This window comes from Candidatus Obscuribacterales bacterium (assembly GCA_019744775.1).
Lineage (GTDB): Bacteria > Cyanobacteriota > Vampirovibrionia > Obscuribacterales > Obscuribacteraceae > SBAT01.
Map to the genome: position 1 here is coordinate 652,639 of JAIETZ010000002.1, position 24,733 is coordinate 677,371.

Here is a 24,733-nt window from a genome sequence, read left to right on the forward strand (position 1 = left end):
TATGAAGTGGGGTCGTTGCTACTGATTAATGTTTCCAACTTACAAACTCACCTTGCTGAACAGCGGCTTTATTTCACCAACTACCAATTGATCAATCGGAGCTGGATACTCCCAATCAAGCTTCTCGAGTCCCACAAGTGGACCTAAGTAAGCTGCAGAAGTTGGAATAAACGGTTCAGCAATGATTGTTAGGGCTCTCACAACCTGTATAGCCACAGCGAGGTCGTTGCCCGCTTGTGCTCTATCGCTAGTGACAGTCTTCCACGGTTGTTGTACCGTCAGAAATCTGTTGGTCGATTGAACCAGTTCCAGAAAAACACGGATGGACTTCTTGAAGTTGCCGGCTTCGACATGCCGCCCAACATCATTAAAAGAACTCTCCGCTTCATTAATCAGGGCCGATTGCGCATCACTAAGAGATACCGGGTATGGCAATCCGTCAGCAAAATGTCTCCTGGCCAAACTTGCCACTCGATTTACCAGGTTGCCAAATTTTCCAATTAGATCAACATCCAGAATCTCAGCTACTCGTTTTAGGGAAAACTCCGTGTCCGACTGTTCCGGTCCGTAGGCCAAAAGAAAATACCTCAAGACATCGGCAGGAAACAGTTGCAACGCGGTTGCGCCATCGATTCCATTAGTAGAGCTTTTGGAAAACTTCGCCTCGCCGGAAAGCAGATATTCCGTAGAGAGAATTCGGTCCGGGAGATGCAAGTTTCCCAAACCAATTAAGATCGCCGGCCATATTACCGTGTGAAAGAACACATTGTCCTTTCCATGGAAATATGAATGCTGGGAAGAATCATTACACCAAAATTCTTTCCACAATTCCGGCTGCCCGATGCTCTGTCCATACTGCATGGACGCAGAGATATATCCCAGTACAGCTTCAAACCAGACATATATCCGTTTTTTCTCAAAGCCGGGGACTGGGACTTCCACACCCCACTGCAAGTCACGTGTCACCGCCCGATCTTCAAATCCTTCTTTTGCGAATTTAAGAGCGGTAGCTATCGCATTCGGCCTCCATTGTGCCGAACTAGCAGCAATCCACTCAGCCACTTCACTTTGCAAAGCAGACAAACGCAGGAAGTAGTGCTCGGAAGTTTTCCATTCTGGCTTGCTTCCACACACCTTGCAGTATGGATTTACCAACTCCTCAGACGTAAACGTAGCGGTGCAATCATCACATTGATCGCCTTTCGCTAATTTACTCCGGCAGCCAGGACAAGTTCCCAAGAGCAGTCTGTCCGGCACAAAGCGAACACACTTAGCGCAATAAGGCAGACTTTGTAGACTAGGCACCAACAGCTTTCTTTCAACCAACTCCAGAAAGAACTTCTGGACTACGCGTTTATGCAAGTCCGAGCTCGTTGCGGAGTAAATATCGAAGCTGAAATTCAGTTGGTCAATAAGAGTCTTGCGAAACTCCTCGTGATACCGACTGGCAATTTCTGCCGGGTCAACTCCTTCCTTCTCAGCTCTAACCGTAATTGGTGTACCGTGGCAATCAGTACCAGACACAAATAACACACGGTCTCCTTTAGCTCGGTGATAACGAGCCAGGACATCAGATCCAACCAAGGCAGCTATATGCCCTAAGTGGAGCGAACCGTTGCCATATGGCCACGCCGCACCAATAAATATGTTCTTGTTCATGTTTCTATACCTCTAAAAAATGGCAATTTCTCCAATACAAAAGTGAAGACTGGAGGCATCTGCGACCAGACACTGCTTTTGTTTTTTTCGTCCTATGAGTTGTGAGCCTGGTTCTGAAGCTTCTCCTCAATCACCGTGATATACGGCAAAAGCGATGGTGGATCGGAGTCCAGATCTCTCAGCTGCTCAATCGCCCAGCTATCGCACAAGACAAAGTGCCTATCGGCCAATGATTTGTGCGCAGCCGTCCAATACTCGTAATTGCTCGGCAACTTAAGTCCGAGCCCCTGGAGTTTGGTGATGGAGCGCAATTCGATATCATTGTTCAAGTCAGCATCGTCGATTAAGACGAAATACTTTGGTCTTGGGATGCAGCTAGTCGTGTATTGAAGCTTTCGCTTGTCGTAGTGTTTGCGACCAAGGACTTGCAGGAAATACTGCGAGAGTCCCAATTGGTCAATAACTTTTGCCTGATACGGGTGCGGACCTCGCGTCAGAATGAACAGTTGATAGCCTTTTGCAGTTAACTCTTTGAGAAACTGCTCAGCATCAGGACGTAGCCAATGCGTTATGCCTTCAACCAATATTCCAGGACGAGGAAATGACAAGCCAAGCTTCGTTGCTTTTTGCCTTTCATTCCACATCAGACTCGTTATCAATGTTTCGTTCAAATCAATGAACACGGTTGGTTTGTCCTTGTCGTAATCGACAATTCGCAATTTGCTCATCTTGCTCACCTCCTTTGGTGTGTTAGCGCGGATACAGCTTTCTGATCACCTGGCGCATTCTCTCCACGCCGACAGGATTGGAGCTGACTATTTCGATATGTGCAGGAAGATATTGAGGAAACTCTTCGAGCCAGCACATAACGTCATAGCCAGTCCATTCTTTTTTGTTTTCAGGTCGCCGGACTAGATGGGAGCCCGTGAAGTCGGCCAAGTCGTGGTCTAGATAAAGGACATCCCAGCCACCTTCCGTGAGCGCCCGAATTCCGTCGTGGAATGTACGAGCGACTCGGGTGGCTTCGATTTCTCTTTTGTCGTCAATTAGCAGAGTTTTCATGTCCCCCTCCTTTCCTGATGGCTGCACCCGCACCGGGACTGCTCGTCAGCAGTCCCTTCATTTTTCTTCTTTTCAGAGAAGTCACGAACACGGGCAGCGAGTGATTCCTTGCCAAGCTTCTTCAAAACGTATCGAAGGTTCTGCAAAGAAATCTGTGTGAATGGATGTGATGCCGAGCGCCATGCCTGAATGCTGGCAACGTAGGCAGTCTTAGCTACCTTTTCGGCTTCGCTCCATGCTTCATCATCGATGAGCATTTCGACGCAGTTGTTCAACTGGTTTGCCACATTCTGATATTGGCTTGAGTACTTCGACAATTCCTTGCAAAGTACGTCATAAAGCGCAGCGGCAGTCTTGCGATCACTTTGTTGTTCCAAAACGCGAATTTGACCTTCGAGACAACGGACGGCACCCGGCGTTCCGGCTAGACCAACCTTTCTCCAAAGCTTTTCGGCAACCTGATAGCGACGCAAAGCCTGTCTCAGGAGGGCAACACGTCTCAGCTCGTGGATTTCACGCTCAACCGCTAGAAGATCGAAATCATCAGCTTGATCGATTGTTTGCGCATTGCATTCAATTCGATAAGCGAGTTGTCTCAAGTAGACAAAATCACCGTCTTGACTAATGTCATTGATGACAGCTTCAATGCCTTCCTGATCATTTTGCTCCATCATGAAATTGAGGAGCAGGTAATATCTGTTCAAATCATCGAGAACCATCGCCCTCACCTCCTTCAAAAACAAAGAGGTGAAGACTTGCCTCACCTCTTAAGATTGATCAATTTCCAACTAAAATTCATTGCCCCTAGTGACGGGACGGCTCGTAATGCTGCGTGCATTGCGTCTTCTTCGCTTGGGTCAGTTCCTCGGCTTTTGCCTTGAGCGCTATCGAAACAGCCTGTGCGGGCGTGCAACCCAGCAGCCGACTTATGACTTCGATGTATTGAAAGTCTTCGCTATTTTTAGGTTTTTCGTTTGAGTCTTGCGAGTTTGACATTCGTTTACTCCCTTGTATTTTGTGTCCTACTGCTCTTGTTGATTGGCTTGCAGAGCCTGCTCAGCCATTTTGGCTGCTGCTTCTGGATCGTATGGTCGTCCCCAACAGTTTCTCGTGTAGTACCTGCACACACGATCGATTTCATCTGATGGATACGCTGTGTACTGTTCGTACAGGAACAGAGTTCTGTTGCAGAGTCTCTCGTACTCTTTGTATCGCTTGTCGCGCTTATCAATGTCACGCAGCTTATCTTGCATGTTAGAACCATCGTCAATGCCCAATATGAATCCCAGCAATAGGGATTTGTTGTGGTAGGCATGAATGATCGTATGCAAGTATTCCAATGGAACACCCGATTTCAGACACTGTCTGTGTCCGCGTACACGGGAAAGATTCTTCGCTTTGAGCATGTGAAACACTACCTGTTCAATGGGTGCGAGATGCGCTATTACCAGGTGATTTAAATACTCAAATGGAGGAATCGCTTGATGGATTCTGTCTCTATCGAGAGGCATTACATCAATGTACCGACTGAGCTCATTGCAAAACATCAGCTCAAACGTCTCGACGGTAGCACCGCCTTTGCCTTGTAAGGCATCAACTGGATTTTGACCATCGGGTTCTTGATAGTTTCTGACCTTAGCCATCAATTGACTAGTGATTGTCTTCGCCCAGCCCGGCAAGCCGTGCTGTTGACACAGTTTGGCCACTTTGGCAAGGTCAACTAGAACATTTGTTTTTACTTCGTGAGTAAATACCATTCGTTCTCCTTTGTATTTGAAAGGGAAAACCCCAGCGTCAGCGACGCCGGGGTTTGAGTCCTTCAACCAGTTCAGACAAAGTCTTGATCACAGGAATATCCGCCACCATTGCCAACAGCTCGGGTTTGAGAACTCTGCCTTCGCGTTCAATGCGCACTACGTCGATGCCCAGAGCGCGAGCGGCAAGTAGGTTCAACGGCTGATCGTCAACGAAGAGGAATTCCTCTGGTTTAATGCCGAGATCTTTCAGCACTGCTTTGAAGTAGGCCGGCTCTGGTTTTGCCAAACCCAGCTCATACGACCAATAGACTTTGTCTATGTCCTGACCCATCACACTACCCAGGTACTTCTCGCTGTTGAATTGCGATTGGTTAGGCATAAGAGCCAACGTATAACCCTGCTCCTTGAGCGCTTCGAGCGCACCCGGCACATCGGGGAAAACGTGGAAATCTTTTCTTTCCTGAGTCGTGATCTGTTTCAGCTTCTTTATCGCGGCGGGTGTCACCTTACATTCAACTTCGAGGAATTGAAGACTTTGCGCGAGTTTCTCGAGAAAAGCTTTTTCATCGCCTTTGACGTAGGCCGTACACCAGAAGTAGATGAGCCACGCATCAATTTGTTCTTGTTTCGACGCCAGCGCCGGAATTGAAAGCCCTAGTTCAGCTTTGAGCAACAGCAAGGGTTCTACTACGCCCCTTACGTCTGCTTTATTCCAAAACTCACTTTCGCGAACAATTTTTGCAAGCGTCCACCACATATCAAGGCCGATGGCCTTGTGTTGTTGTCCACCCCTAGCTTGCTTTCCATAAGCAAACGGGGCGTCGTTTGATGTATCCATAAACAACTCCCAGCGGGGCCATTCAAGAGGGCCCCGCGATAAGAGCGCAAACGATTCATCGATGAAGAGTTACATACCCTTCTCGATTCTCGCCCTGATCCCCTTGCGCACAGTCTTCACTGTGCCGTCGGGATGCGTGTAATTGCGCTCATGTCCTTTCCAAAAGACGATGTGCGCGTAGCTCTGATCTGGAATTGCCGGAATTGCTTCCGTAAACATCCAGCCATTAGCAAGCAACTTCTCTGCCGCATGAAATTCTTCATCGCCGAGAGTTCCGATATATGCTTCAACCAAATCACGGTTAAATGGAACACCTAATGGTGTAACTTGCTCTGCAGCTTCCCGGTCACGTGTGTTTACAGTCATGTGCAAACCGCCGGAAAACTCCAGATGCATATAGTCATACCAGGTCGGGTCTACCCCATCACCGTCCATAAATTCAGCATTTTTGGTGTGCTGATCCATGTTGTTCCTATGGCGAACCAAGGACAACGGACGGTAACTTGGTGAAGCAATTTCGCCACTGATAAAGCTTGCTATCAGTACGCGTGCTCCGTCGACCTCTTCGAAGACACCTGCACAATCAGCCGGGATTGCGGTCGAATACCGCTCGCATCCGTAGCAGACGTATAGGTCCTCGGAGAGTTGTTGAACATTGCAGGGCTTCTGACTGCCACTTGCGCCAGTTAACTGGGCAAACGAACACTGCTGAACCCCGATATTCGATTTTTCTTTTGATGCTGACATTAACCTCTTCCTCGATTGCACAGCAAAACCAAGAGTCGCCAAAGCGACCCTCGATCAACACCGCGCAACCAGCTGTGAGTTACTGTGTGGGCTAGGCAACGCAAACACTGTTGCGCCACCCGCAAATAAAAAAGCCCCAACCCAAAACAACGGCAAAGTCCACGCAGCTAATTAATTGCTACTTGGACTTGTTATTGCTCTAGAGCTGAGGCTTTACGTTATTTGCTAGGTAAATCTTTGAAATGAAAAAGAAACACTTGTTTCCACCATATACAAATAGAATGAATACAAGCAATAGTGCTTGAAATGCAATTTGAGAGCAATTTCAAATTAATGGGGAATTACCCCACTTTTCACTCACAAAAGTCTTAGCGCGGTTAGCGCTCCGTCTAATATTCGACTGGCGACATCGACATTTGTCCTAGTAGGGGCGCATTGCATGCGCCCGTTTCACAGACCCAACATTAGAATCCACGCTAGCTTCGCGAGAGCATCCTCGCCGCTGCAATTGATATTTCTACGAAAAATTCAATTGAAAATAGAACGTCAAAAGAGAGAAGTTCTAAGCATCGTTTCCAATAGATCTTTCTTTCAAGCAACAGCTATAGCACCCATTCAATAGCTAATTCCGAATCTAACTGAAGTTCTTCTCGAACTTCGGGGAAACACGTTTTTTCACCCAACTCAGTTAATTAAAGCTCGTTACAGGCTCAAGGCAATTTGCTTTGAGCCTTTCGAGTTTGCAATTAAACGCACCCCATTCACATGAGGAAAATGAACATGTCACAGAACAAATCTGTTCGTCGCCCCGTTAAGCCTTTCAAGTCTGTCGCAGAAGCTCGTGAACTTCGGACCACTCTCATGGATTTTCGTCCTCCCAAGGACAGCCGTTTTCTAAAATTCCTGGCTCGCTTCTTCGTACCATTTAGGCTGAAGAACGACTTCAGCGTTATGGACGTCCGACTCACCGAAGGCAGCCTTCAGCGATTGAAGGATCTAAAAGGCAAGCGTTGCATCCTGCCGTTCAACCATCCCAGCCGAAAAGATCCCGAAGTTGCATTCACAGTCGGTTTGATGGCTGGAGAATACTTCAATTATTTGGCTGCCCGCGAAGTCTTCGATGAAGATAAAGGCAAGCGGGGCGAAATGATGCAGAACGTGGGATGTTATTCGGTTGTGCGCGGAGCTGCCGACCGTGAGTCATTCGACTGCACAGTGAAACTTCTGGTCGACAACAAGCAAAAGCTAGTCATTTATCGCGAAGGCGAAATCAACAGCAAGAATGACGAGCCACTCGATTGTGAGCCAGGGTGGATTCGCCTAGCTTTCTGGGCTCTGCAACAGCTGGACAAGGAAGGAAGACTCGAGCCCATCTACATCCCTCGAGTTGGCACTAAATTCCGCAACCTAGACGACAATCAGCCTGCTTATGAACAATCTCTTCAAAGCTTGGAAGCAAATCTTGGTCTTCCTTCCGAAGGCGATTTGTATACAAGACTGCGTACGGTATGTCTCCACACCCTGGCGATCTTGCAAAAAGTCTACAAGGTGGCTCCGAAAGAAGGGGAAAACTCCATGGAGCAAATATCCTTTCTGCGCAACAAAATCCTTGCAGATGTAGGTCGCATACTGGACGTTGAAGTGCCAGAGGTCGCAACCATCGATCGACTACGCTTCGTGAGAAACGCTATTGACACCCGCATTTTCCAAAATGAGGAAAAAATGTGCGCTTACGAGTGTTCTCTCGATAGACGACAAGCAGAAGCTATGTCCTGTGTTTACGAAATGATGAGAACCGTACAACTGTTCATCGATATTCGTGACGGCTACGTCAAAGAAAACATGACACAGGAGCGGTTCGGCGAAGTTCTCGATACTTTAGAGTTAGAGCACTTCGGAGCAATCAGCGTTAAAGGCAAGAGCATTGCATTCGTGCACATCGGCGAGCCAATCAATTTGCTCGATTGGTATCCGCAATACAAAGCAGCAGGCAGCAAAGGTAAGAAGGAAATTCTCAACAAATTAGCTGCCGAAATATCGCAAGGCGGACGTGACGCTATCAAACTAGCTGATGAAGCAAGCGCCTATATCCCGCATCGAACAATCAAATAGTCATATACACACGCAGACAAAAGAGAAGTGCATCTAGTGCATTCCTCTTTGTCTGCCTTCATCTCAGGAGTCGCTAGATGTCAAAACAACACAAAGACAATTGGCTGGAAGAGCAGCTTGCCGAAATCAAAAAAACCGCCGACCTCAGACACAACTGGGACGGACTCGAATCTGATCCTCCAAATCCTTGGGCTCAAAATTGGATTGAAAAGATAGTTCGTTTTCAGCACAGCATTGGTTTTTGCAAAGGCATTGTTACGCCTGACCATGAAGGCGGACTCAAGATCGGCATCCAGGAAGGCAACATATACGCTGACATCTGCGTACTCAACCGGGGGGAGATTCTACCTCTCACAGACGAAGGCAAAGAAGGTATCGAAGGACTCGAGTGCTGGAACATCGAGCCAAACGAAGCCGATATCCAAAAGGCGGTTCGACAGATCAAATCCTTTCTCAAGCACGGGAGGAGGTCGTAATCATTATGCAAAACGACAACGAAAAAGACTGGGGAGAACTCTACTGCACAGCCGTAAGTCAACAACAACCGAGTCCTGCACTCCTACAAACCATTCAACTTCTCTATGAAGAAACAACTGTATCACTTCCAGGTCACGCAATTGATTTAGGTTGCGGATTTGGACGTGATACTAAAAGGCTGCTTGCAGAAGAATTCAGTGTCCTTGCTGTTGATGCCAATGAATATGTCATCGACAAATTGCGCGCCTCAACAGACAGCAAGTTGCTGCGCGCCCAGGTGGCGTCGTTTGAAAATACCGACTGGTCACCAACAACACTTATCAACGCGGCACTAGCTCTGCCCTATTGTCCACGTGAACATTTCGTCTTTGTCTGGTCGCAAATTCTCGCCTCGCTTATTCCGCAAGGAGTACTCGTCGCAGATTTCTTTCTTTTGCTGCCGGGACAATCACGAGATGAGCCGATGGTTCTGTCATTCAGCAAAGAGGAGTTGACTAACTTTCTCTCTCCGCTGAATGTCGCGTTCTATCAAGAATGGCAGAGCACATTCGTTAATGCCGCAGGCGATCACGTCCAACGCTTAGCCTGCACCGTCATCGCACAACGCACACGATATTAATTACAACCAAATCAATAACAAGCCCTGGGTCTCAGACTCGGGGCTTTCTGTTGCCGAGATTTTCACAAAAGAGGAAAAACATTATGTCACAACGCAATCAACCACGCCGCCGCAACAGAATCTTCCTCGGTGACTACACACCAAAACAAGGAAGCAAGCCGTCAGATGAACTAAAAGCAAAAGGAGATGCTTACATAGTCGAGCACGACGGCACGGAAATCATCTATGGCTTTGACGGACGCATCGAAGAAATTATCAATCACAAGGGATTGCCCTATCGAGCAAACTCACCTGAAGAGTTGCTTAATATCGTTGCTAACGACGCGACAATTCGTGACCTTTGCCAACTCGATAGTCCAGGAGCAATTACGACCATGCGTGCTTTGCCTCTCTTCAAAGAGCAAGGCAATTTAGGTACCTACGCCGGCGCTCAACAGGTGGACAGAAACAGGCTGGTTCACGGTGGTAAATTCGCTATCAACGCAAATGAAAATAGCGATGGCACTTGGACCGCCTGGCGAATTGTAGACAACACTGAAAAGTTGCCTCTGGACACAACAGCATCGCTTTCTCTTAGCAAACGACTTGCTATTAAGAAAGCCGAGAAAGCTGCGCGCAAAGGACTGAAGCTCAAAGACAAGCGCATTCGTTGCGAACTGGCTGAAGATGAAGGTGGCTATCAAGTCCAATTGAATTCTCCACCCGGAGAAGACATGCTCAAGCCGATTCAACGTATCTTCCTGCGATTCATTGATCCACTTCAACCGGATATATCAATTCCTGTTGAGGTGATTATCGATTCACACGGGAAAGCCGTCTTCGGTCAGGATCTCAACTACTACATGCACGTGAAGGGCTTTTTGATGGAGCCAACCGCAGGCAACGTACAAGAAGCGATTCTGCAGACTCGTGTATTTGAGCTTCCCGACACCATGTTCGAAAAGGATGAAAAAACGGGTAAAGCCAAGCTGGCTAACAAGAAGGTTGAGATCTACTACGATCCAAAAGATCAAGGTAATGCCAACACAATATTGCAAGCCACCAATAATGGATTGATCCACGAGCTTGGTTCTTCAGAACAGGCAGCCGTGATTGCATTCTACGCACTTAACTCGTGCGCAGAACGTCACGCGCTTACTGGCAGTCCTGTACCGGACAAACTAACCAAAGCTTACATCGGTCTGAAGGAAATGTTTAGGCAGAATATCACAGATAATGCTGCCTATTTTCCATCGGCCGGAGTAATTGGCTTTGGATTGCGTGTCCGCAATGTCGTGGCCAACGGGCGCCACCTTTTGGTTATTCAACATGTGATCTACCACGAAAGAGGTCACAAGGAAGATGACCAAATCCAAAAAGCCAAAGGCAAGCGTATCACCGGCTCATTCATGGCAGGAGTCGGCGAACACGACGGTGACGTGGATGCGTTCTGCTTCACCATCTTGGATATGCTGGACACCATGGAGAAGTTGCCACCTGGCGACAAGCTTCGTGTTGAACTCACGCCTGAAACCTTTTTCGGCATGAAGGGTGAACTCGCCAAACTCGCTTTTGGTGAACCCATTCGAGTGATGGAAAACGAGTGGACTTACCCAATGGACGAGAGCACAGAAGAGCACGACATCGGCGAAAAGCTGGATGCCTTGACACTTCACACACTCAAAGCCTGGGTGAAAGGCGAATACGAAAAGTCCATCACTCCGGAAATGAGCACTGCCGCAAAGCATCTCATTTTCCGTAAAGTTCTTCGAGAAGTATGCCTTGCCATGGTGACCATCCGCAAGATTGTCATCAGCATCCTCAAAGAGAACAGACCAAATCTGCTCGACTTGTACCGCGCGTACAAGCTCGTAGCAAGGAGGAACTATGGTGACACTGTTGAGTCGTACTTCCATTACGGCTACACAGTAAAACACGGTGTTCCCGACACCGCTACAGCGGAAGCTTAGCGTCCAACGAAAGGATAGGGGTGGCAACACTCCTATCCTTTCACCGCGTTCCGAGAATGACAAAAGGGCGCATGCAATGCGCCCCTACGCAGTACTTTCTTTTTCGCTGTTGCTACATTCGATAGTATATTACAGAACAGAGAAAGAGGAAGTGGTTCACTTCCTCTTTCTTGTGCCTATTGCTTGATTTGATCAAGCAAATCGATATCCGGGCTTTCGCCGTCATCATGAGGATGCACGATGTCTGCTTGTCTGGCAAGGTTGACTGCGTCAGTTGCCAATCTCTTCAGATTGTCGGCAACGGTCAATTGCTTTTCTTTTTCAAGCAGCTCATCAAGACGCGATTCGAGTTCCGCCTGAGTGGGAATGTCGATGGTCTCAGTGATTTTCCATCTAGCTCGATACTCCTCAAGATTGTCGATAGTCACCATGTTACGTGGACCATCTGCTCCAATTGGGTATGGATGCAGGTGTACACTGTCGAATCGTCTCACCTCGCCAGGTGCGGTGACCATGACGAGCATTCGCCGATTCATTTGCCACGTTTCCCTGACTCCGCATACTGCCATCAGCAACCGCAATTCCTTGGCTAGTCCATCTGCGTAGTTAAAGGCACGAATGCCCTTGCTTTCCGGATCAAGTCCTCGGCGCAACCACTTATTTTGCGTAGTGATGCCTGTTGGACAGTGGTTGTTATGACATTTGCGAGCCTGAATACAACCAATAGAAAGCAAAAAGGCGCGCGCAATGTGCACCAGATCGGCGCCCAACGCTAAGTGTCTAGCAACATCTGCAGGAGTTGCGACTTTACCAGAGGAAATGAGGGTCACTTCGTCTCTGATGCCGAGCTTGCGGAAGATGTTATCCACAATCGGCAGAGCATGTTCGATTGACATGCCGACATAATCGGCAAGCATCATTGGAGCAGCGCCCGTGCCACCTTCACCACCGTCGATGATGATGTAATCCGGACCTTTTCCTGTGAGCTTCATGTACATAGCCAGCAACTCAACATAGCGTTTGTTGCCGACTACTATCTTTATGCCGACTGGTTTGCCTGTTTCCTCTTGCAGCATCGTTAGCATTTCGCAGAGGCTAACGATGTCGGAGAATTCTTCCCAAGTATTTGGCGAGATGCAGTCTACACCCTTGCGAATTCCACGGATTCGAGCAATCTCTTCCGTGATTTTTTCTTTGGGCAGCATGCCACCGGCCCCAGGTTTTGCTCCTTGAGCCAGCTTCAGGTGGAGGCTTACGACTTGCTTGAGGGCGGCAACCTTGCGCACTTTGTCCATACACAACTTGCCATCGAGAGTTCGATAACCAAATTTTGCCGGACCGATTTCGGCCATCACAAGTCCGTCCTCATCCAAATGGTAGTCGGTCAAGCCTCCTTCACCGGTACACATGTGAATACCAGCTAATGTCGCGCCCTTTCTCAAAGCCATGACGGCTTCTTGTGAAAGTGCTCCGAAGCTCATATCTGCAACACCAATTCTGGAAGTGCAGAAGTATGGATTGCGCCGCTTGGGACCAATTACGATTGGTGTAAAAGTTTTTGGCATTTTTGCTTCCGCGATGGGAAACATACTCGGCAAGAACTGCACTTCGCCAGGGGCTGTGTAATCTCGCTGGGTGCCAAAACCGATTTTGTTGTTCTGACCTTTGGCGGTGGCATAAACATACGATCTGGTGACTCGGTCAAACGGCCTCTCCTCACGGTCGCCCATGTAGAGATATTGCCTTAGCTCCGGTCCCAGCATTTCAAAAATCCAACGAGCACGACCAATAACAGGGAAGTTGCGGCGAATAGTGTGTTCTGTCTGAATTAGGTCGTACCCAGCGATCAAGCTAAGCGAAAATGCGCCATACACCGCGGGGTGAAGGTGCAGTAAATCTACCGGAAACATAAAGCCTCCTCAGCGACTGCAAACCTGCAATCGTTTGAATATCGGGATAACTAAAAAGGCCCGGCAGCACCCGAGGGCTAACCAGACCTTGAAACTTTTTTGAAAACTAACTACTGGATTTGCTTTTCAGCTAAATACGTTGTGTTGAAACCAAATGAAAAACTACGTGTAAGTACTTATAACTTCGCTCAATTTCCCATTTAATATCAATGCAATTTTTTATAAGCAGGCAGACAGCGGTGCATTTGTTTGTTCTCGCAGTTAGCGCGCCAGTGTAGATTTGCGGCTAAATGATCGATCGCTCATCAGTCGTAGGGGCGCATTGCATGCGCCCTTGTCCTAACATCTCCTTCCGCAAGCTGCGCTAGGTTGTCAGCATGGTGTTTGCCCCACCCTGCAAGTTTAATTGTCCTAGTACTTCTAGTTAAGGTGAAACTCACGTACATATCAATTTGAATTTTCAATTCAAGGCTTTAACAGACAAGTAGCAATCTAAGCAACTCATACAAAACCCTAACTGACGGCACGATGCCGCCAGGCGTTGCACTTACTAACGTTTTCAACATAGGAAGATGTAAATGAAACATCAAACATCAAAGGAACTCGTCCCCCTCTTGCGACGAGGTTGGCTGGAAGTAACCAAGGCTGACGTCGAGATCAAGAATACGACAGATGACCAGCTCCTACTCTGGCTCGCGTCAGACGCACTTGTCGAAGCTGAGCACGATCTTAAATTGGCAATTGAATATGCCAGTAGCCTGAAGACAGCAACTTCCAACCAACAGCTTGCCTTGCGCATGCAGCTGATTGCAGTGGTAATGCTGAAAAAGCATCTTGCACTATTGAGCCGTGTCCATCCACAACTGTTTGTGTTGCCACTGTGGGTGACGCAAGTGTCGTTGATGTGGATTGGAACGTACTGGTTCTTCTTCGTTTTTCATCTCAACTACTGGTTGGTTATGCCTTTCATCATTTTCAACCTGGTCACTTTCCCATTTGTGATGCGCATTCCAGACAGGCACGTCATTTGGGTACTCGACTGCGTCAAAAACTTGGCTAACTCGGCTCACGAAAATCTTCTATCCATTGAAGGAAATAACTAATGAACAAAGATCAAGTCATGCAACAGTTGCGCGATCAATACCCCGGAAAGGAAATCATTTGCCTACCGGAAGAAGATCCAACGGAAATCATTTGCGAAATAGGTCCCATCGAAGGCGGCAGTCGAGCGATAGCCGTCATCGATGCGTCAGTTTTGCACTTCCATCTTCGGACAACCGAAGTCTACACAGTGCTCAAAGGACAACTGACTATTGAGTACGACAACTCTGATAAGTCCTGCGTTCTCAACCTCAAGGAAAAAGTCCTTACCGAAGGCGAGACATTCAAAGTTCACCCAGGTACTTTGCACAAAGCGAAAGGTGATGCCGCCTGGATTGAAGTAGATGCCTTCCCCGCATGGACACCTGAAGACCATCATATAGTCGACTGCGAACAATAAGTTCTGCAAGTTGCCCACTCTCAGTCGTACAGCCAGACCGAGAGTGGGCTCTTTTTTTGAAGTATTTCTACTATCTTTGCTAGTATTCCAAGAAAGCAAAATCCAATGTCCAATTAATAGACTCGCAGCATGGTTTGAAAAATTCGCCTCATAACTACTTCGATGCCAGGGGCAAACGTGACCGGATACAAAGGAAGTAATAACGGCAAACGAAGAGAAAGGACACGAACCGCCTGCAACATTCCCACTTTTTCGCTTCGAATTGAAACGGTAAGTCCGTTGTTTGAATCAGCACTTCCACTCTTTAGTTGAGTCAAATGAAAAACATCGAGGCGACGGACTGTTTCTGCTAATCGGCTAGCCACTGCAGATTTATCGTCGTAAGCAACCCGTACCTTTTCTCCAAATATATTGCCGACTAAAGATCTTACGAGATCAAACATGCGTCCAAAATCCTTAGCCTCAATAAATGGAAGATATCCGGCCATCATCACGGGCTGAAATAGCGGTATAACCATTGCCCAATCTAATCCGGCATGAAAGAGAGCGCCTACAAAGAGAAGCGGATAGCGCAACTCCTTAACCCAAATTAGAAACGGGAATGACAACTCAAAAGCTAGTGTCCCCAAGCTCAGCAGACTACACAACCACAATTGATCCAATAGCGGAGAAGTAAAACGTTGAAATTGTGTTAGATGCGCTGCGTAGTAAACAGCAGTACCATCCATCCAAGAAGCGCCATGAAGCTTGCATGATCCAGCGCTCCAATAGACAAGTGCCATTTGCACCTGCATCAAGCGCAGAGCAAAGACACTACCATCCCTGGCCGGACCAAAATCAGGGTTCTTCTTCCGCCAGACGCTCGCAATTCTCTTGAACGATAAGGCTTCACCACAACGAGAGAATACAAGAAAGAGAGTCATCACAATCATGATTTTGATACCGGTGTTTAATACGAAGTGATTGCGACTGTCAAAGGCCAGCATAATCAAATAAACAATTAGAGCGTTCAATCTTGAGAAAACGCCGAGAATCAAACAAATTCCGGATAAAGCCAATAAGTTGAGCGCTGCACTAATCCAATAATCATCCTTTGGCAAAAGGGACAACACATCAAATTGAGGACTGCCCATCCAATGCGCTACAGTGCTCGATTGCACTATTCGGTGCAATCCCAAAAATTGTGTCGCTTCCGGGGAGATCCACCAGCAAAAGATGAGTACCAAAACACCAATAGCTATCCGAAACACGGCTAATGGCATTGGAGACCCTGGGGCAAACCAAAATTCATTCCAAGCAAGCCATAATTCGCGAAGAGTCATTTGAGATCCTCTTCTTGTACGGCATATTTCAAGACTGAATCAGATTTGGCAACACCGGCCCTTTTATCGATTTTTCCAGGCACTGAAATATATTGATAGTCTCTAAATATCTCCACCTGCACTGGCTGATTTTTGGGATTTCGATGAATATAGGCAATGTATTTGGCGGCATCGGGTAGCAAAACCGCATTCTGCTGATCCCAAACCAAGTAGTATTCCCATTCAACCCAAGGCAGTTTGAGCTGCTTCATCACGTCGCTATTTTTATAGTCAACCAAGCTTGGAAAATGCCAGGTAGTCGTCGTACCATCACCGAAAGTTACGATTGCCCGAAATTGTTGATTGTACTGAGCGGGATCAGGTGCAAACACACCAAAGTTATTGCATAGTCCAACACAACTAAACAAGGGTCTGAATAAACTAATCCAAGATAAAGTCAAAGGCGAATAGGGCGAACCGAAAGTAACTCCCAAGATAATAAACATAGCTGCAACACAGCTGAGGGCAATGCGCCTTGCTAAATCAAATGAGTAATTAGTGTTTTCTTTCATACACACACATTGCATCATAAATGCCTGGCCATTGTGGAATGACTACGACATTTTTCAGTTTCCAATCTTTTGCCAATAACAAAAAGAAGTCTTTGTTTCCGTTGCAACCACCAGGTCCTTCACCGATATAAATAAATGTCTTTCCTTTGTATTTGGATAGAGCTTGAAATGCAAAAGGGTCTTCGCCGGGTGGCCAGCAAATAAATAATGTTCTTTCCGGATGCTTTTCTACAACGCTTTCGTCGCCTGCCAAAACTTCCGACCAGCTTTTCTTGGCTCTAAAATGCCATGCATTATTTTTAGCGGGAACAGGGACAACGTCATACGCAATAATATCCACTCCCATCTTCTTCAGCAGCGAAGCCCAATACCCTGTTCCTGCGCCAGCTTCTAAAATGGGTTGGTATTTTTTCAATTCAAGTAACGCTTCAGAATTTGGAATTGCCCAAGCATACTCCTGGGGCATGTGGACACGCTTCTCGTAAAAGTCCTGCAAATGTCTAATGCCGGAAAACTCTGCCAAAAACGGATTGTCAACCTTTTGTAGGCTTGGATTTTGTTGGCGAAAATGTTCTTCTGCTTCCATAAATCCAGCAGGAGCCTTATGACAAGCATGCCAGCTGCGATAGACTTCCGATATGAAATCATCGCGCTTTACCAAAAGATCTTTATCAACTGCCGATACTTGATTGAAAATCTCGATGATTCTGCCGAACAATAATTCAGCCTCTGCATATTTGCCTGCATGACAGTAATAGTAAGCAAGTTTCTCCAAAGTATTTACGACGTCAGGTCCAATTTCCGCAAGCATTGTTGCCGGTGGGCCGGTGCGTTTGTTAACTGGTCGCAGAAACACTCCCAGTTTTCCTTGTGGCATCGGCTCTCTTTTCTGTTCGTAAGTCAAGTCGTAGAGTTGTCCCCAATGCCGTTCGGCTTCAAGAGCGAATTTAAGACCACTCTTGTAACCCTTGCGCTGATTACATAAGTCAGCTTGATCAGATTCCACTTGAGCCAACTGATCAAGAAGAGGATATTTGAAATCGACAAATTGCGGAGTACCAATAACTTCATTGGCGAATGCTGCGGACTTACCATACATAAGAGCCGCCGGCTCAAGCTTGTCCAACTTCACAAACGAGTCAGCCAGCTTGCGAGTGCTGGACACCATACTGATCATCCGTCCTGAGACTTCCGATATATCGGCAGAACGCTTGTAAGCCTCCATGGCTTCCTTGTATTTGCCTTGCTGGTAAAACGTATCTCCCAACTCCGACAAATTCCAGGCGAGTCCCAGAAATTCTCCTTTGTGATACTTGTCTTCGATAGCAATTAACTTCTCAAAGTTATGCTGCGCTTCTTCGTATCGACCAAGATTGCTTTGCAATTGGGCTAAGTTATGCAAAGTCAATGTGTATCTGTAATCTTTCTCTCCATATTTTTCAGAACACGCAAGAGCATCACTCCACTTTTTGCTGGCAGCATCGAGTTCTCCTTTTTGCTCAAGTGTCTCGGCTTCGGAGAAGGCGGTGCCCCAGCAATGCGTGGTTGTACTGCAAGACATCAGCGGCAGAGCAATAATTGCACAAACCAAAAGCGTTGAAAACAATCGATGTCGCATTAACTAACTCCTAGGGTCTCGCCGATGAGCGCGGAACGGTTTCATCGTACCAATGACTAAAATGTTCGATATAACCTTCTTCGTTGGCCGAATTTTTGGATAAATCAATGTATCTCAATACAGCGTCGCGACCACTTTGCTGATAGGCAGTAAGTAGTTCCTCTGTCGCCTTATCTATCGGCACACCAGCTGCTTTTAACTCTTGCGCCGCCATCAACTCATGTATTACTGCATCCGCTTCCTGCTCGAAGCCCTGCAAAATGAATTCTTTACGTCCTGTTTTTCCTGGAATAGGGTTATTGGTTGGATTCAGTACGGCATGAGCATATTCGTGAGATAAAGCCAGAAGTTTGTGACTATCGCTGAATTTTGTTGATACGTAAATCGTCTTGGTTTTTTGATCAAAATAAGCACCGTTACGTTTGACAAATTCAATCTTCACTCCACGGCGCAACAGAGTACAAATATCATCAAATACAACCGGAGACTTAGCAGCTATTAGCGCCAGTTTTTCGCCTAGTGGTTTGGACAAATTGCAGGCGGTGTCGCTTTTCACTGGCACATTGCGTTCATAAACGCTGAGCTGATCATAGACACCGGGCCATTGCGGAATGTCCAGACGCTTAACTAGATGCCATTCTTTTTTCAACAAGTCGTGAAATTCTTGCGTGCCGGTGCAGCCGCCTTCACCTTCTCCGACGTAAATAAATCGCTTTCCTCTAAATAGTCGCAGCGTGTTGTATCCACAGCGATTGGTATTCGGAGGCCAACTTAGAAATAATGTCCTATCACTAAAGCGCCTGACGGCTGTTTCATCACCGGGCTGAACATCAAAAAATTGTTTTCCGGCGGTCATATGCCACTGATTCCCCTTAGATGGAACAGGAGCAACATCAAAAGCAACGATGTCGCCACCGGCATTTTTCACCAGCCCCGCCCAATAACCTGTGCCCGCACCAATTTCAACTAGCGGCTGAGCAGACAGCAGAACCTCTATAGCTGCCTCGTCAGGAACAGACCAGGCATAGTTTTGACAAAGATTCTGACGATTATCAAAGCAATCCTGTGGGGTTTTCAGAAGCGTGAATTGTTTGAGATACGGATTTTCTTTCGCGTCGGTAGTACTTAAGCTATAGTGCTTTTTACTCTCGCGCTGACATGACGTACGCAATGTCCACACATGCGAAATGTCCTTTTCGTTCAGCCAGTCATAAAGGAACATTGCATCAAGTGATTTTCCCGACTGGCAAAGATGCTTCGCAACGGATTCTATGACGGTCTGTTTTTTCGCAACATTGCTCAGATGCATTTGTTTGCGCAACTCCGACCAAATTGAATCAGCCTGTTTGGCAATGTCTTCGGACTTTGATAATTGCGCCCATTCATCTAGCATCATGGCGTAAGTAACATCAAGGAATGATCGCTTACGTTCAAGCGACGGCATAGCAATAGACTGCTCGTAATTTTTCTTGGCTTGTTCGAACTTAAGCTTGGCAGTGCTTTCGTCGTTGTCTTTCCAATAGCAAACCGCCAACTTATTCAACACGTGAATCGTATCTGGAGTACGGGCGTACTCGTACAACTTGTCGAGTGCTTCTTTGTAAGTTGGAATGGCCAATGTCCACTGACCTGCTGCAGCGTAGAGATCTCCTAACTCTGTCAGATTCCACGCCATGCCGTGGTAAGTGCCGGCTGGTTCGTTCTTCTTTATGTCAATGAATTTGATGTAGTAAGGAATAGCTTTGTCCGGTTGACCGGCTTCGCGATACACGCGCGCAAGCGCGTAACAGGCGTGCTGAGTCGTAGACCAATCTTTCTTGGCTTCACCTGACATAGCAATGTCTGCCAACAACTTCTCCGCGCGAGGTAAGTCGCCGGAAGCTTCCGCCTTTTGCACCTCGGAAAGCGGATCAGCCGGTGGCGCTGGGGTGCAGGAAGTCAGCAATGCAAGACCAAAGGTGGGTATGACGAACTTGAGTTTCACAGTACCTCCGCTTTAGAGACGAACTTCGGCTTTACCGCACGCCACAGTTTTTCATACGTTGACGGTTCGATGAAGCACATGAGGCTCGCAATCATAATTGTTTGGAATTGCGGAATTATGAGCGTGAAGTCGAAGAAGAGGTGCATGATGATGCCACCTATTACAATCGGCAAACGCAAATCCTTGATCCAAATCAAAATACACAGCGCGAATTCACCGACCAACGTAAGCCAACTAAGAATACGCGCAGTCCATAAATGATCGTACAAATACGGCAGAGCATATTTGTTTTCTTCGATAATATGCGTGATGTAGTAAACAGCAGTTCCATCTATCCACGTCTGCCCACAAATTTTTGCGGAGTAAGCCGCCCAATAAACTAACGCTATTTGCACCTGCAACAGGCGCAGCGCCCAGGGATTTACTGCGTCAGGCGGCGCCCATAAAGGCTCCTTCTTCAACCAGCGTTTGATAAGCAAGTCTACCGACAGTGCCTGTCCGCATTGACTGAAGATAAGTAGAAACGACTCGACACGCATTACATTATCCGCGCCTGTAAAGATGAGTGAGTTGCGGGCATCAATTGAGATCAAGCCCAAGTAAACAATTACGGCACTGAGTCTTGTGCAAAATCCTATAGTCAAACAAAACGCCGCGACTACAAACACCGCAAAGAGAAATTCGGCAGATGCTGCAGTTGCAGGCAGCCAATCGAAGGCATTGAGGCGCGCGCCACCGTTCCAGGCAATATTTGCTGCCTGTGAAATAATTGCCTTGGGTCCGAAATACCATTGAAAATCACCGTGCAAGTACCAACTCAATTGCAAAACAATCAATCCAAACAAGATGCGAAAGACAGCAGCAGGAATTGGCGACTCCGGCTTAAACCAAAAGTCATTCCAAGCTTTGAAAAACTGTTGCAGTGTAATCACAGCTCTCCCGGTTTGATGTGGTACGTAAAAAACATGTCTTTTTGCAGAGAGTCGGTTTTAACTTCACCTGTATCTTCTCTACCTGGCAGCAAGGTTCTTTCCGTGACGTTATACAAAACGACTCTCACAGGCGGGTTTTTCGGATCTGCATTATTCTTGCGCGCAGCAAATAACGCCGCATCAGGCAAAATTTCCGCATTGCCAACCGGATCAAACAGATAGTATTTCCATTGATAGTAGCGATGTTTGCTCTGGTGCAAATAGAAGTCTTTTTTGTAGTCTTGGAGTCGAGGAAATTCCCAAGACTTTTCCGTACCGTCGGCATACAAAATATCGGCACCGATATGAATGGTATAAACCTTCGGCGGATCAGGAGCATACATCCAAAAGAATTGATAGAGGCCCATATATAGGAAAGGAGGCTTAATCGCCGCTACCAAAACATCATGGCAAACTGAAGGCGGCGAACACATAATGAAGGCGGCTACTGTCCATACAACTATAAACAGATTGATAAACGCGTAGCTTAAACTGCGCCGGATATTTTGCACTTGATTCTGTTGGGTCGCTTGAGCCTGCATTGACCCATCTTCTCACAAGCTTGCGCTCTTGCAAATTCCCGCTTGAAATCCAACCGTTAGCAATGCAGATAAGCGAAACTGATAATATTAATGCTCGTGACATTGAGGTCTGAACAATGAGAGGCTATCGCCTCGGCGCTATTGGAGTTCTAATACTGTTTTTTGCAGCAGTAGTAGCTACTGTTCTCATGCCGATGATTTTGTTCAATCCAAAACCCACCGGTCACGGCAACATTTACGTTTCTGAAACAAAAGCTGATCCGATTCGCGGGCGCCAGGTCTACATCCGCGAAGGTTGTTTTTACTGTCACAGTCAAATGACTCGTCTACAGGACAGAGGCATGGGTCCACTGGTTGCTGCCGGCGACTATTGCGAAGAAACACCGCACCAATTAGGCACCGCTCGCACCGGACCCGATCTTACAAATGAAGGCGGCAAGCATCCTAACGGATGGCAGAAAGCGCACTTAATCAATCCACGTGCATTAAAGCCGGGATCGATAATGCCAAGTTTCAGTTATCTCTCAATTGAAGACATGCGTGACTTGGTGGCATATATACAAATTCTTGGCGCGAATCGTCCTGTTGAAAAGTTTGTGCAAGCTCCTGAAGAGTATTCACCTATTTTGGCTGCAAAGAAGGTCGATACTAATTCCGATGCCGTCGCCAATGTCGGCAAAGGCTTATATGCCCAGAACTGCGCAACCTGCCATGGACTGACGGGGCGTGGCAATGGACCGGATGCCTTATCGATGGAGACAAAGCCAGCCAATTTTACGCGGCCTTTCTACAAACAATACGATGATGCTTTCTGGTACTACCGAATTAGTGAAGGCGTACCTGGCACAAGGATGCCGCATTGGGGCGAAAACCTAACACCGGAACAACGCTGGTACTTAATTGCCTACATCAAACGATTCCCACAAGACCATGAAGAGGTTGTGGATTCGACCAAACAAATTGATCGAATGCAAATGGAAATGGAACACGTTCAGCACGTCTGGAACCCACCATTCAAGGAAGTTGAATAACATAGATGAATCGCAAATTCTCCCCTATCCTCCTAATTGCAATTACATCTTTGCTCACAGCCTGCACACAGGATCTAAAGCTTGATGGCAGTGAAAAGAAACTTGCCGAAGAGGAACAATCAAAAAGTCAGCCAGTCATTTTCCCTGACTACAATCCCTCAATTGCCGACGGAAAAGTTGTCTACGAAAGACTTAAATGCGCAGAATGTCACGGCGACGGCGGTCATGGCGTAGGCGGGCGAGCCAATCAAGATATGACAGACCCTAACGGGAAACTTGCCGAAGAAACACCAATTTACCAGTACAAATTATTGACTTACGGATTGAAGAATTGGGATCACCCGATTCTGGGCACAACGACATCACGACGTGAAATTTGGGACTTGGTTTTTTACATAAGGTCGTTTAACTCACCGCCCTTATCCACTGCAGAATTAGCAAGCATCAAAGAAGTATTCGGCGCCAACTGTGCCGATTGCCACGGACTCAAAGGTTATGGCGACGGCCCGCTTTCGCACAACCTGGATCCCTTGCCGGCCAACTTCCATCAATACAATCGATTTTATGATCGTGATGATCCGATGTTGAAAATCCACATTTCCGAAGGTCTCTATCCATCAGCAATGCCGGGATTTCTAGACAGAGAAGACAGCACAAACAATGTTGTTTTTGACGAAGAGTACATTGATAAACTAGCTAGATATGTTCGTCACTTCCACATTGCTTACAAATCAAACTATCCTGAAAAATCCAATTCCAATCCGAGCGAGCAAAAGTAAATGACACTGCCAACTGCAAAGACAATAATCCTGCCCATCTCTTTAGCCATGACATTGACGTCAGTTAGTGCCGCCAATCAATTCGACTTAAATCGCACCGAGCAGTTAATTGACTCCGGCAAGCTTGACGGCAAACAAGCCAGCGAGCTTATTGAATTTGTCCGAACACATCCTAAGAATTTAAAAGCTCATATTATTTTGGGTCGTTATTATTCCATCTACAACCTTGGCGAATTAGCAGCAGCGCAATACGAACAAGCTCTCAAAATTGACAATAAGCAGCCGTCCATTTGGCTTTCTTTAGCCAATGAAAAATACCGGCATCGCAAACCGTCCGAAGCAATGAAAATACTCAATGACGCGGAAAAACGTTTTCCAAAATCTCACGACATAATAATGGGAAAATGCAATTTGCTTTTAAAGCAAAACAATTTGCCAGAAGCTATTAAATATCTGCCAAAAGCGCAAGCTTCTGATCCAAAAGATCCGGAAGTGTATGTCGCCTACTCGCGCGCTTGCATGTTGTCTCACAAATATCCGGAAGCCCTCGAGCAGGCAAATCACGCGTTGAGTTTGAAATCCGACTACAGCGAAGCCTATGCGGCGCAAGCACAAGCACTAGTCGCTCTAGGTAAAGACAAAGAGGCACTGCATGCTCTCATCAGCGGGTTTAAATACGACTCGCTAAATAAAAGTCTCAATAAGTTGTTAATTCAAGAAGCGGAAAAGTCCGGGTCCCCCGAATTAGCCTTTGAGGCAGCTCTGGGAATCATCGGGGTCGACGTCAACAACATAAATGAATTGGACGACGACAAGGATAAAGTTATCAGCCTTATACACGCGGCTCAAAAGTCCGGTGCAACCGACAGTTCAATTTCAAGTTCCATTGAAAAGATATCAAATGAATTAAAAGGTACCGGGCACCAGGCAAAATATCTCTTTTGTATTGGCGACATTTACGACAGACTCAAGCAACCTCAAAGGGCTATGACCTTCTACCGCCAGGGTTTAGCAATCGACCCGTCATATGCCCGCGCATATCTAAGAATCGGCGAAGATTATGAGCTGCTTTATCAAAATGAAAAGGCTCTTGAAAATTATCGAAAAGCCTATACTTTGAAACACTCGGATTTGGAGATTGTCTCACGCTTGACAGCAATGGAGAAAAAAGTCTCAGAAGAGAAGAATAATGCGCTATTGAAGCTTTTCAACAGCATTCATTTTTGAGCCACTTCACATCTAAAGAACCACCCTTGATGAAAACCGCTTAACCTGGTATATTGGCAAGTATGAGAAAAAGTTCA

24 protein-coding genes are annotated in these 24,733 nt (G+C 46.8%); 9 read left to right on the forward strand and 15 right to left on the reverse strand.

Features of this window, described 5'->3' with window-relative positions; translation table 11 throughout:
* Positions 1-39: 39 nt before the first annotated feature.
* The 8 genes from metG to K2Y22_06535 all read right to left on the reverse strand — a co-directional run bounded on the left by metG (position 40) and on the right by K2Y22_06535 (position 6,063).
* Positions 40-1,659 carry a methionine--tRNA ligase gene (gene metG, locus K2Y22_06500; protein MBX9878094.1) on the reverse strand — a complete coding sequence of 540 codons (1,620 nt, stop codon included), beginning with the start codon at positions 1,657-1,659 and terminating at the stop codon, positions 40-42.
* A gap of 92 nt (positions 1,660-1,751) precedes the next feature.
* On the reverse strand, positions 1,752-2,387 hold the full coding sequence (locus tag K2Y22_06505; protein MBX9878095.1) for an HAD family hydrolase: 636 nt from the start codon (positions 2,385-2,387) through the stop codon (positions 1,752-1,754).
* Between the two features lie 22 nt (positions 2,388-2,409).
* Complete coding sequence (locus K2Y22_06510; protein ID MBX9878096.1) at positions 2,410-2,721, reverse strand: hypothetical protein; 312 nt, start codon at positions 2,719-2,721, stop codon at positions 2,410-2,412.
* On the reverse strand, positions 2,718-3,440 hold the full coding sequence (locus tag K2Y22_06515; GenBank protein MBX9878097.1) for a hypothetical protein: 723 nt from the start codon (positions 3,438-3,440) through the stop codon (positions 2,718-2,720). The genes K2Y22_06510 and K2Y22_06515 overlap by 4 nt, the downstream gene beginning before the upstream one ends.
* An 85-nt stretch (positions 3,441-3,525) precedes the next feature.
* Positions 3,526-3,717, reverse strand: coding sequence for a hypothetical protein (locus K2Y22_06520; GenBank protein MBX9878098.1), 192 nt, complete (start codon positions 3,715-3,717; stop codon positions 3,526-3,528).
* Positions 3,718-3,743: 26 nt separating this feature from the next.
* Positions 3,744-4,478: a hypothetical protein gene (locus tag K2Y22_06525; GenBank protein MBX9878099.1), complete on the reverse strand. Its 735-nt coding sequence runs from the start codon at positions 4,476-4,478 to the stop codon at positions 3,744-3,746.
* Between the two features lie 37 nt (positions 4,479-4,515).
* On the reverse strand, positions 4,516-5,316 hold the full coding sequence (locus K2Y22_06530) for an HAD family hydrolase (protein ID MBX9878100.1): 801 nt from the start codon (positions 5,314-5,316) through the stop codon (positions 4,516-4,518).
* A 69-nt stretch (positions 5,317-5,385) separates the two neighbouring features.
* The gene (locus K2Y22_06535; protein MBX9878101.1) at positions 5,386-6,063 is read right to left on the reverse strand and encodes a hypothetical protein; all 678 of its coding nucleotides are present in this window, start codon (positions 6,061-6,063) and stop codon (positions 5,386-5,388) included.
* Between the two features lie 780 nt (positions 6,064-6,843).
* Between K2Y22_06535 and K2Y22_06540 the strand changes: the two genes are divergently transcribed.
* From K2Y22_06540 to K2Y22_06555, 4 genes are all read left to right on the forward strand, one after another.
* Entirely contained in the window at positions 6,844-8,175 is a 1,332-nt protein-coding gene (locus K2Y22_06540; protein ID MBX9878102.1) for a hypothetical protein, read from the forward strand.
* Between the two features lie 77 nt (positions 8,176-8,252).
* Positions 8,253-8,651: a hypothetical protein gene (locus K2Y22_06545; protein MBX9878103.1), complete on the forward strand. Its 399-nt coding sequence runs from the start codon at positions 8,253-8,255 to the stop codon at positions 8,649-8,651.
* A gap of 5 nt (positions 8,652-8,656) precedes the next feature.
* Positions 8,657-9,271 (forward strand): class I SAM-dependent methyltransferase, encoded by a 615-nt coding sequence (locus K2Y22_06550; GenBank protein ID MBX9878104.1) that lies wholly within the window; start codon positions 8,657-8,659, stop codon positions 9,269-9,271.
* Positions 9,272-9,354: 83 nt separating this feature from the next.
* Positions 9,355-11,220, forward strand: coding sequence for a hypothetical protein (locus K2Y22_06555; GenBank protein ID MBX9878105.1), 1,866 nt, complete (start codon positions 9,355-9,357; stop codon positions 11,218-11,220).
* A 176-nt stretch (positions 11,221-11,396) separates the two neighbouring features.
* Here the strand turns inward: K2Y22_06555 and K2Y22_06560 are convergent, their stop codons facing one another.
* Positions 11,397-13,130, reverse strand: coding sequence for an FMN-binding glutamate synthase family protein (locus tag K2Y22_06560; GenBank protein MBX9878106.1), 1,734 nt, complete (start codon positions 13,128-13,130; stop codon positions 11,397-11,399).
* 578 nt (positions 13,131-13,708) lie between these two features.
* Between K2Y22_06560 and K2Y22_06565 the strand changes: the two genes are divergently transcribed.
* Complete coding sequence (locus tag K2Y22_06565) at positions 13,709-14,233, forward strand: hypothetical protein (protein MBX9878107.1); 525 nt, start codon at positions 13,709-13,711, stop codon at positions 14,231-14,233.
* A complete protein-coding gene (locus K2Y22_06570) occupies positions 14,233-14,631 on the forward strand; it encodes a hypothetical protein (protein ID MBX9878108.1) in 399 nt (132 codons plus the stop codon). Before K2Y22_06565 ends, K2Y22_06570 begins: the two co-directional genes overlap by 1 nt.
* Positions 14,632-14,744: 113 nt before the next feature.
* Here the strand turns inward: K2Y22_06570 and K2Y22_06575 are convergent, their stop codons facing one another.
* The 6 genes from K2Y22_06575 to K2Y22_06600 are packed head-to-tail and all read right to left on the reverse strand — an operon-like array spanning position 14,745 to position 21,619.
* Entirely contained in the window at positions 14,745-15,953 is a 1,209-nt protein-coding gene (locus K2Y22_06575) for an HTTM domain-containing protein (GenBank protein MBX9878109.1), read from the reverse strand.
* On the reverse strand, positions 15,950-16,504 hold the full coding sequence (locus K2Y22_06580; GenBank protein ID MBX9878110.1) for a hypothetical protein: 555 nt from the start codon (positions 16,502-16,504) through the stop codon (positions 15,950-15,952). The genes K2Y22_06575 and K2Y22_06580 overlap by 4 nt, the downstream gene beginning before the upstream one ends.
* Complete coding sequence (locus K2Y22_06585) at positions 16,488-18,122, reverse strand: tetratricopeptide repeat protein (protein ID MBX9878111.1); 1,635 nt, start codon at positions 18,120-18,122, stop codon at positions 16,488-16,490. The genes K2Y22_06580 and K2Y22_06585 overlap by 17 nt, the downstream gene beginning before the upstream one ends.
* A 10-nt stretch (positions 18,123-18,132) precedes the next feature.
* Positions 18,133-20,106: a tetratricopeptide repeat protein gene (locus K2Y22_06590; protein ID MBX9878112.1), complete on the reverse strand. Its 1,974-nt coding sequence runs from the start codon at positions 20,104-20,106 to the stop codon at positions 18,133-18,135.
* On the reverse strand, positions 20,103-21,038 hold the full coding sequence (locus tag K2Y22_06595) for an HTTM domain-containing protein (GenBank protein MBX9878113.1): 936 nt from the start codon (positions 21,036-21,038) through the stop codon (positions 20,103-20,105). The genes K2Y22_06590 and K2Y22_06595 overlap by 4 nt, the downstream gene beginning before the upstream one ends.
* Positions 21,035-21,619, reverse strand: a complete 585-nt coding sequence (locus K2Y22_06600; GenBank protein MBX9878114.1) for a hypothetical protein — start codon at positions 21,617-21,619, stop codon at positions 21,035-21,037. The genes K2Y22_06595 and K2Y22_06600 overlap by 4 nt, the downstream gene beginning before the upstream one ends.
* 116 nt (positions 21,620-21,735) lie before the next feature.
* Here K2Y22_06600 and K2Y22_06605 point away from each other — a divergent pair, with 116 nt between their 5' ends.
* Genes K2Y22_06605 through K2Y22_06615 form a run of 3 tightly spaced genes read left to right on the forward strand, consistent with a single transcriptional unit; the run spans position 21,736 to position 24,656 of the window.
* Complete coding sequence (locus K2Y22_06605; protein ID MBX9878115.1) at positions 21,736-22,650, forward strand: cbb3-type cytochrome c oxidase subunit II; 915 nt, start codon at positions 21,736-21,738, stop codon at positions 22,648-22,650.
* A gap of 5 nt (positions 22,651-22,655) precedes the next feature.
* On the forward strand, positions 22,656-23,429 hold the full coding sequence (locus K2Y22_06610) for a c-type cytochrome (protein MBX9878116.1): 774 nt from the start codon (positions 22,656-22,658) through the stop codon (positions 23,427-23,429).
* Entirely contained in the window at positions 23,430-24,656 is a 1,227-nt protein-coding gene (locus K2Y22_06615; protein MBX9878117.1) for a tetratricopeptide repeat protein, read from the forward strand.
* The last annotated feature ends 77 nt before the right edge of the window (positions 24,657-24,733 follow it).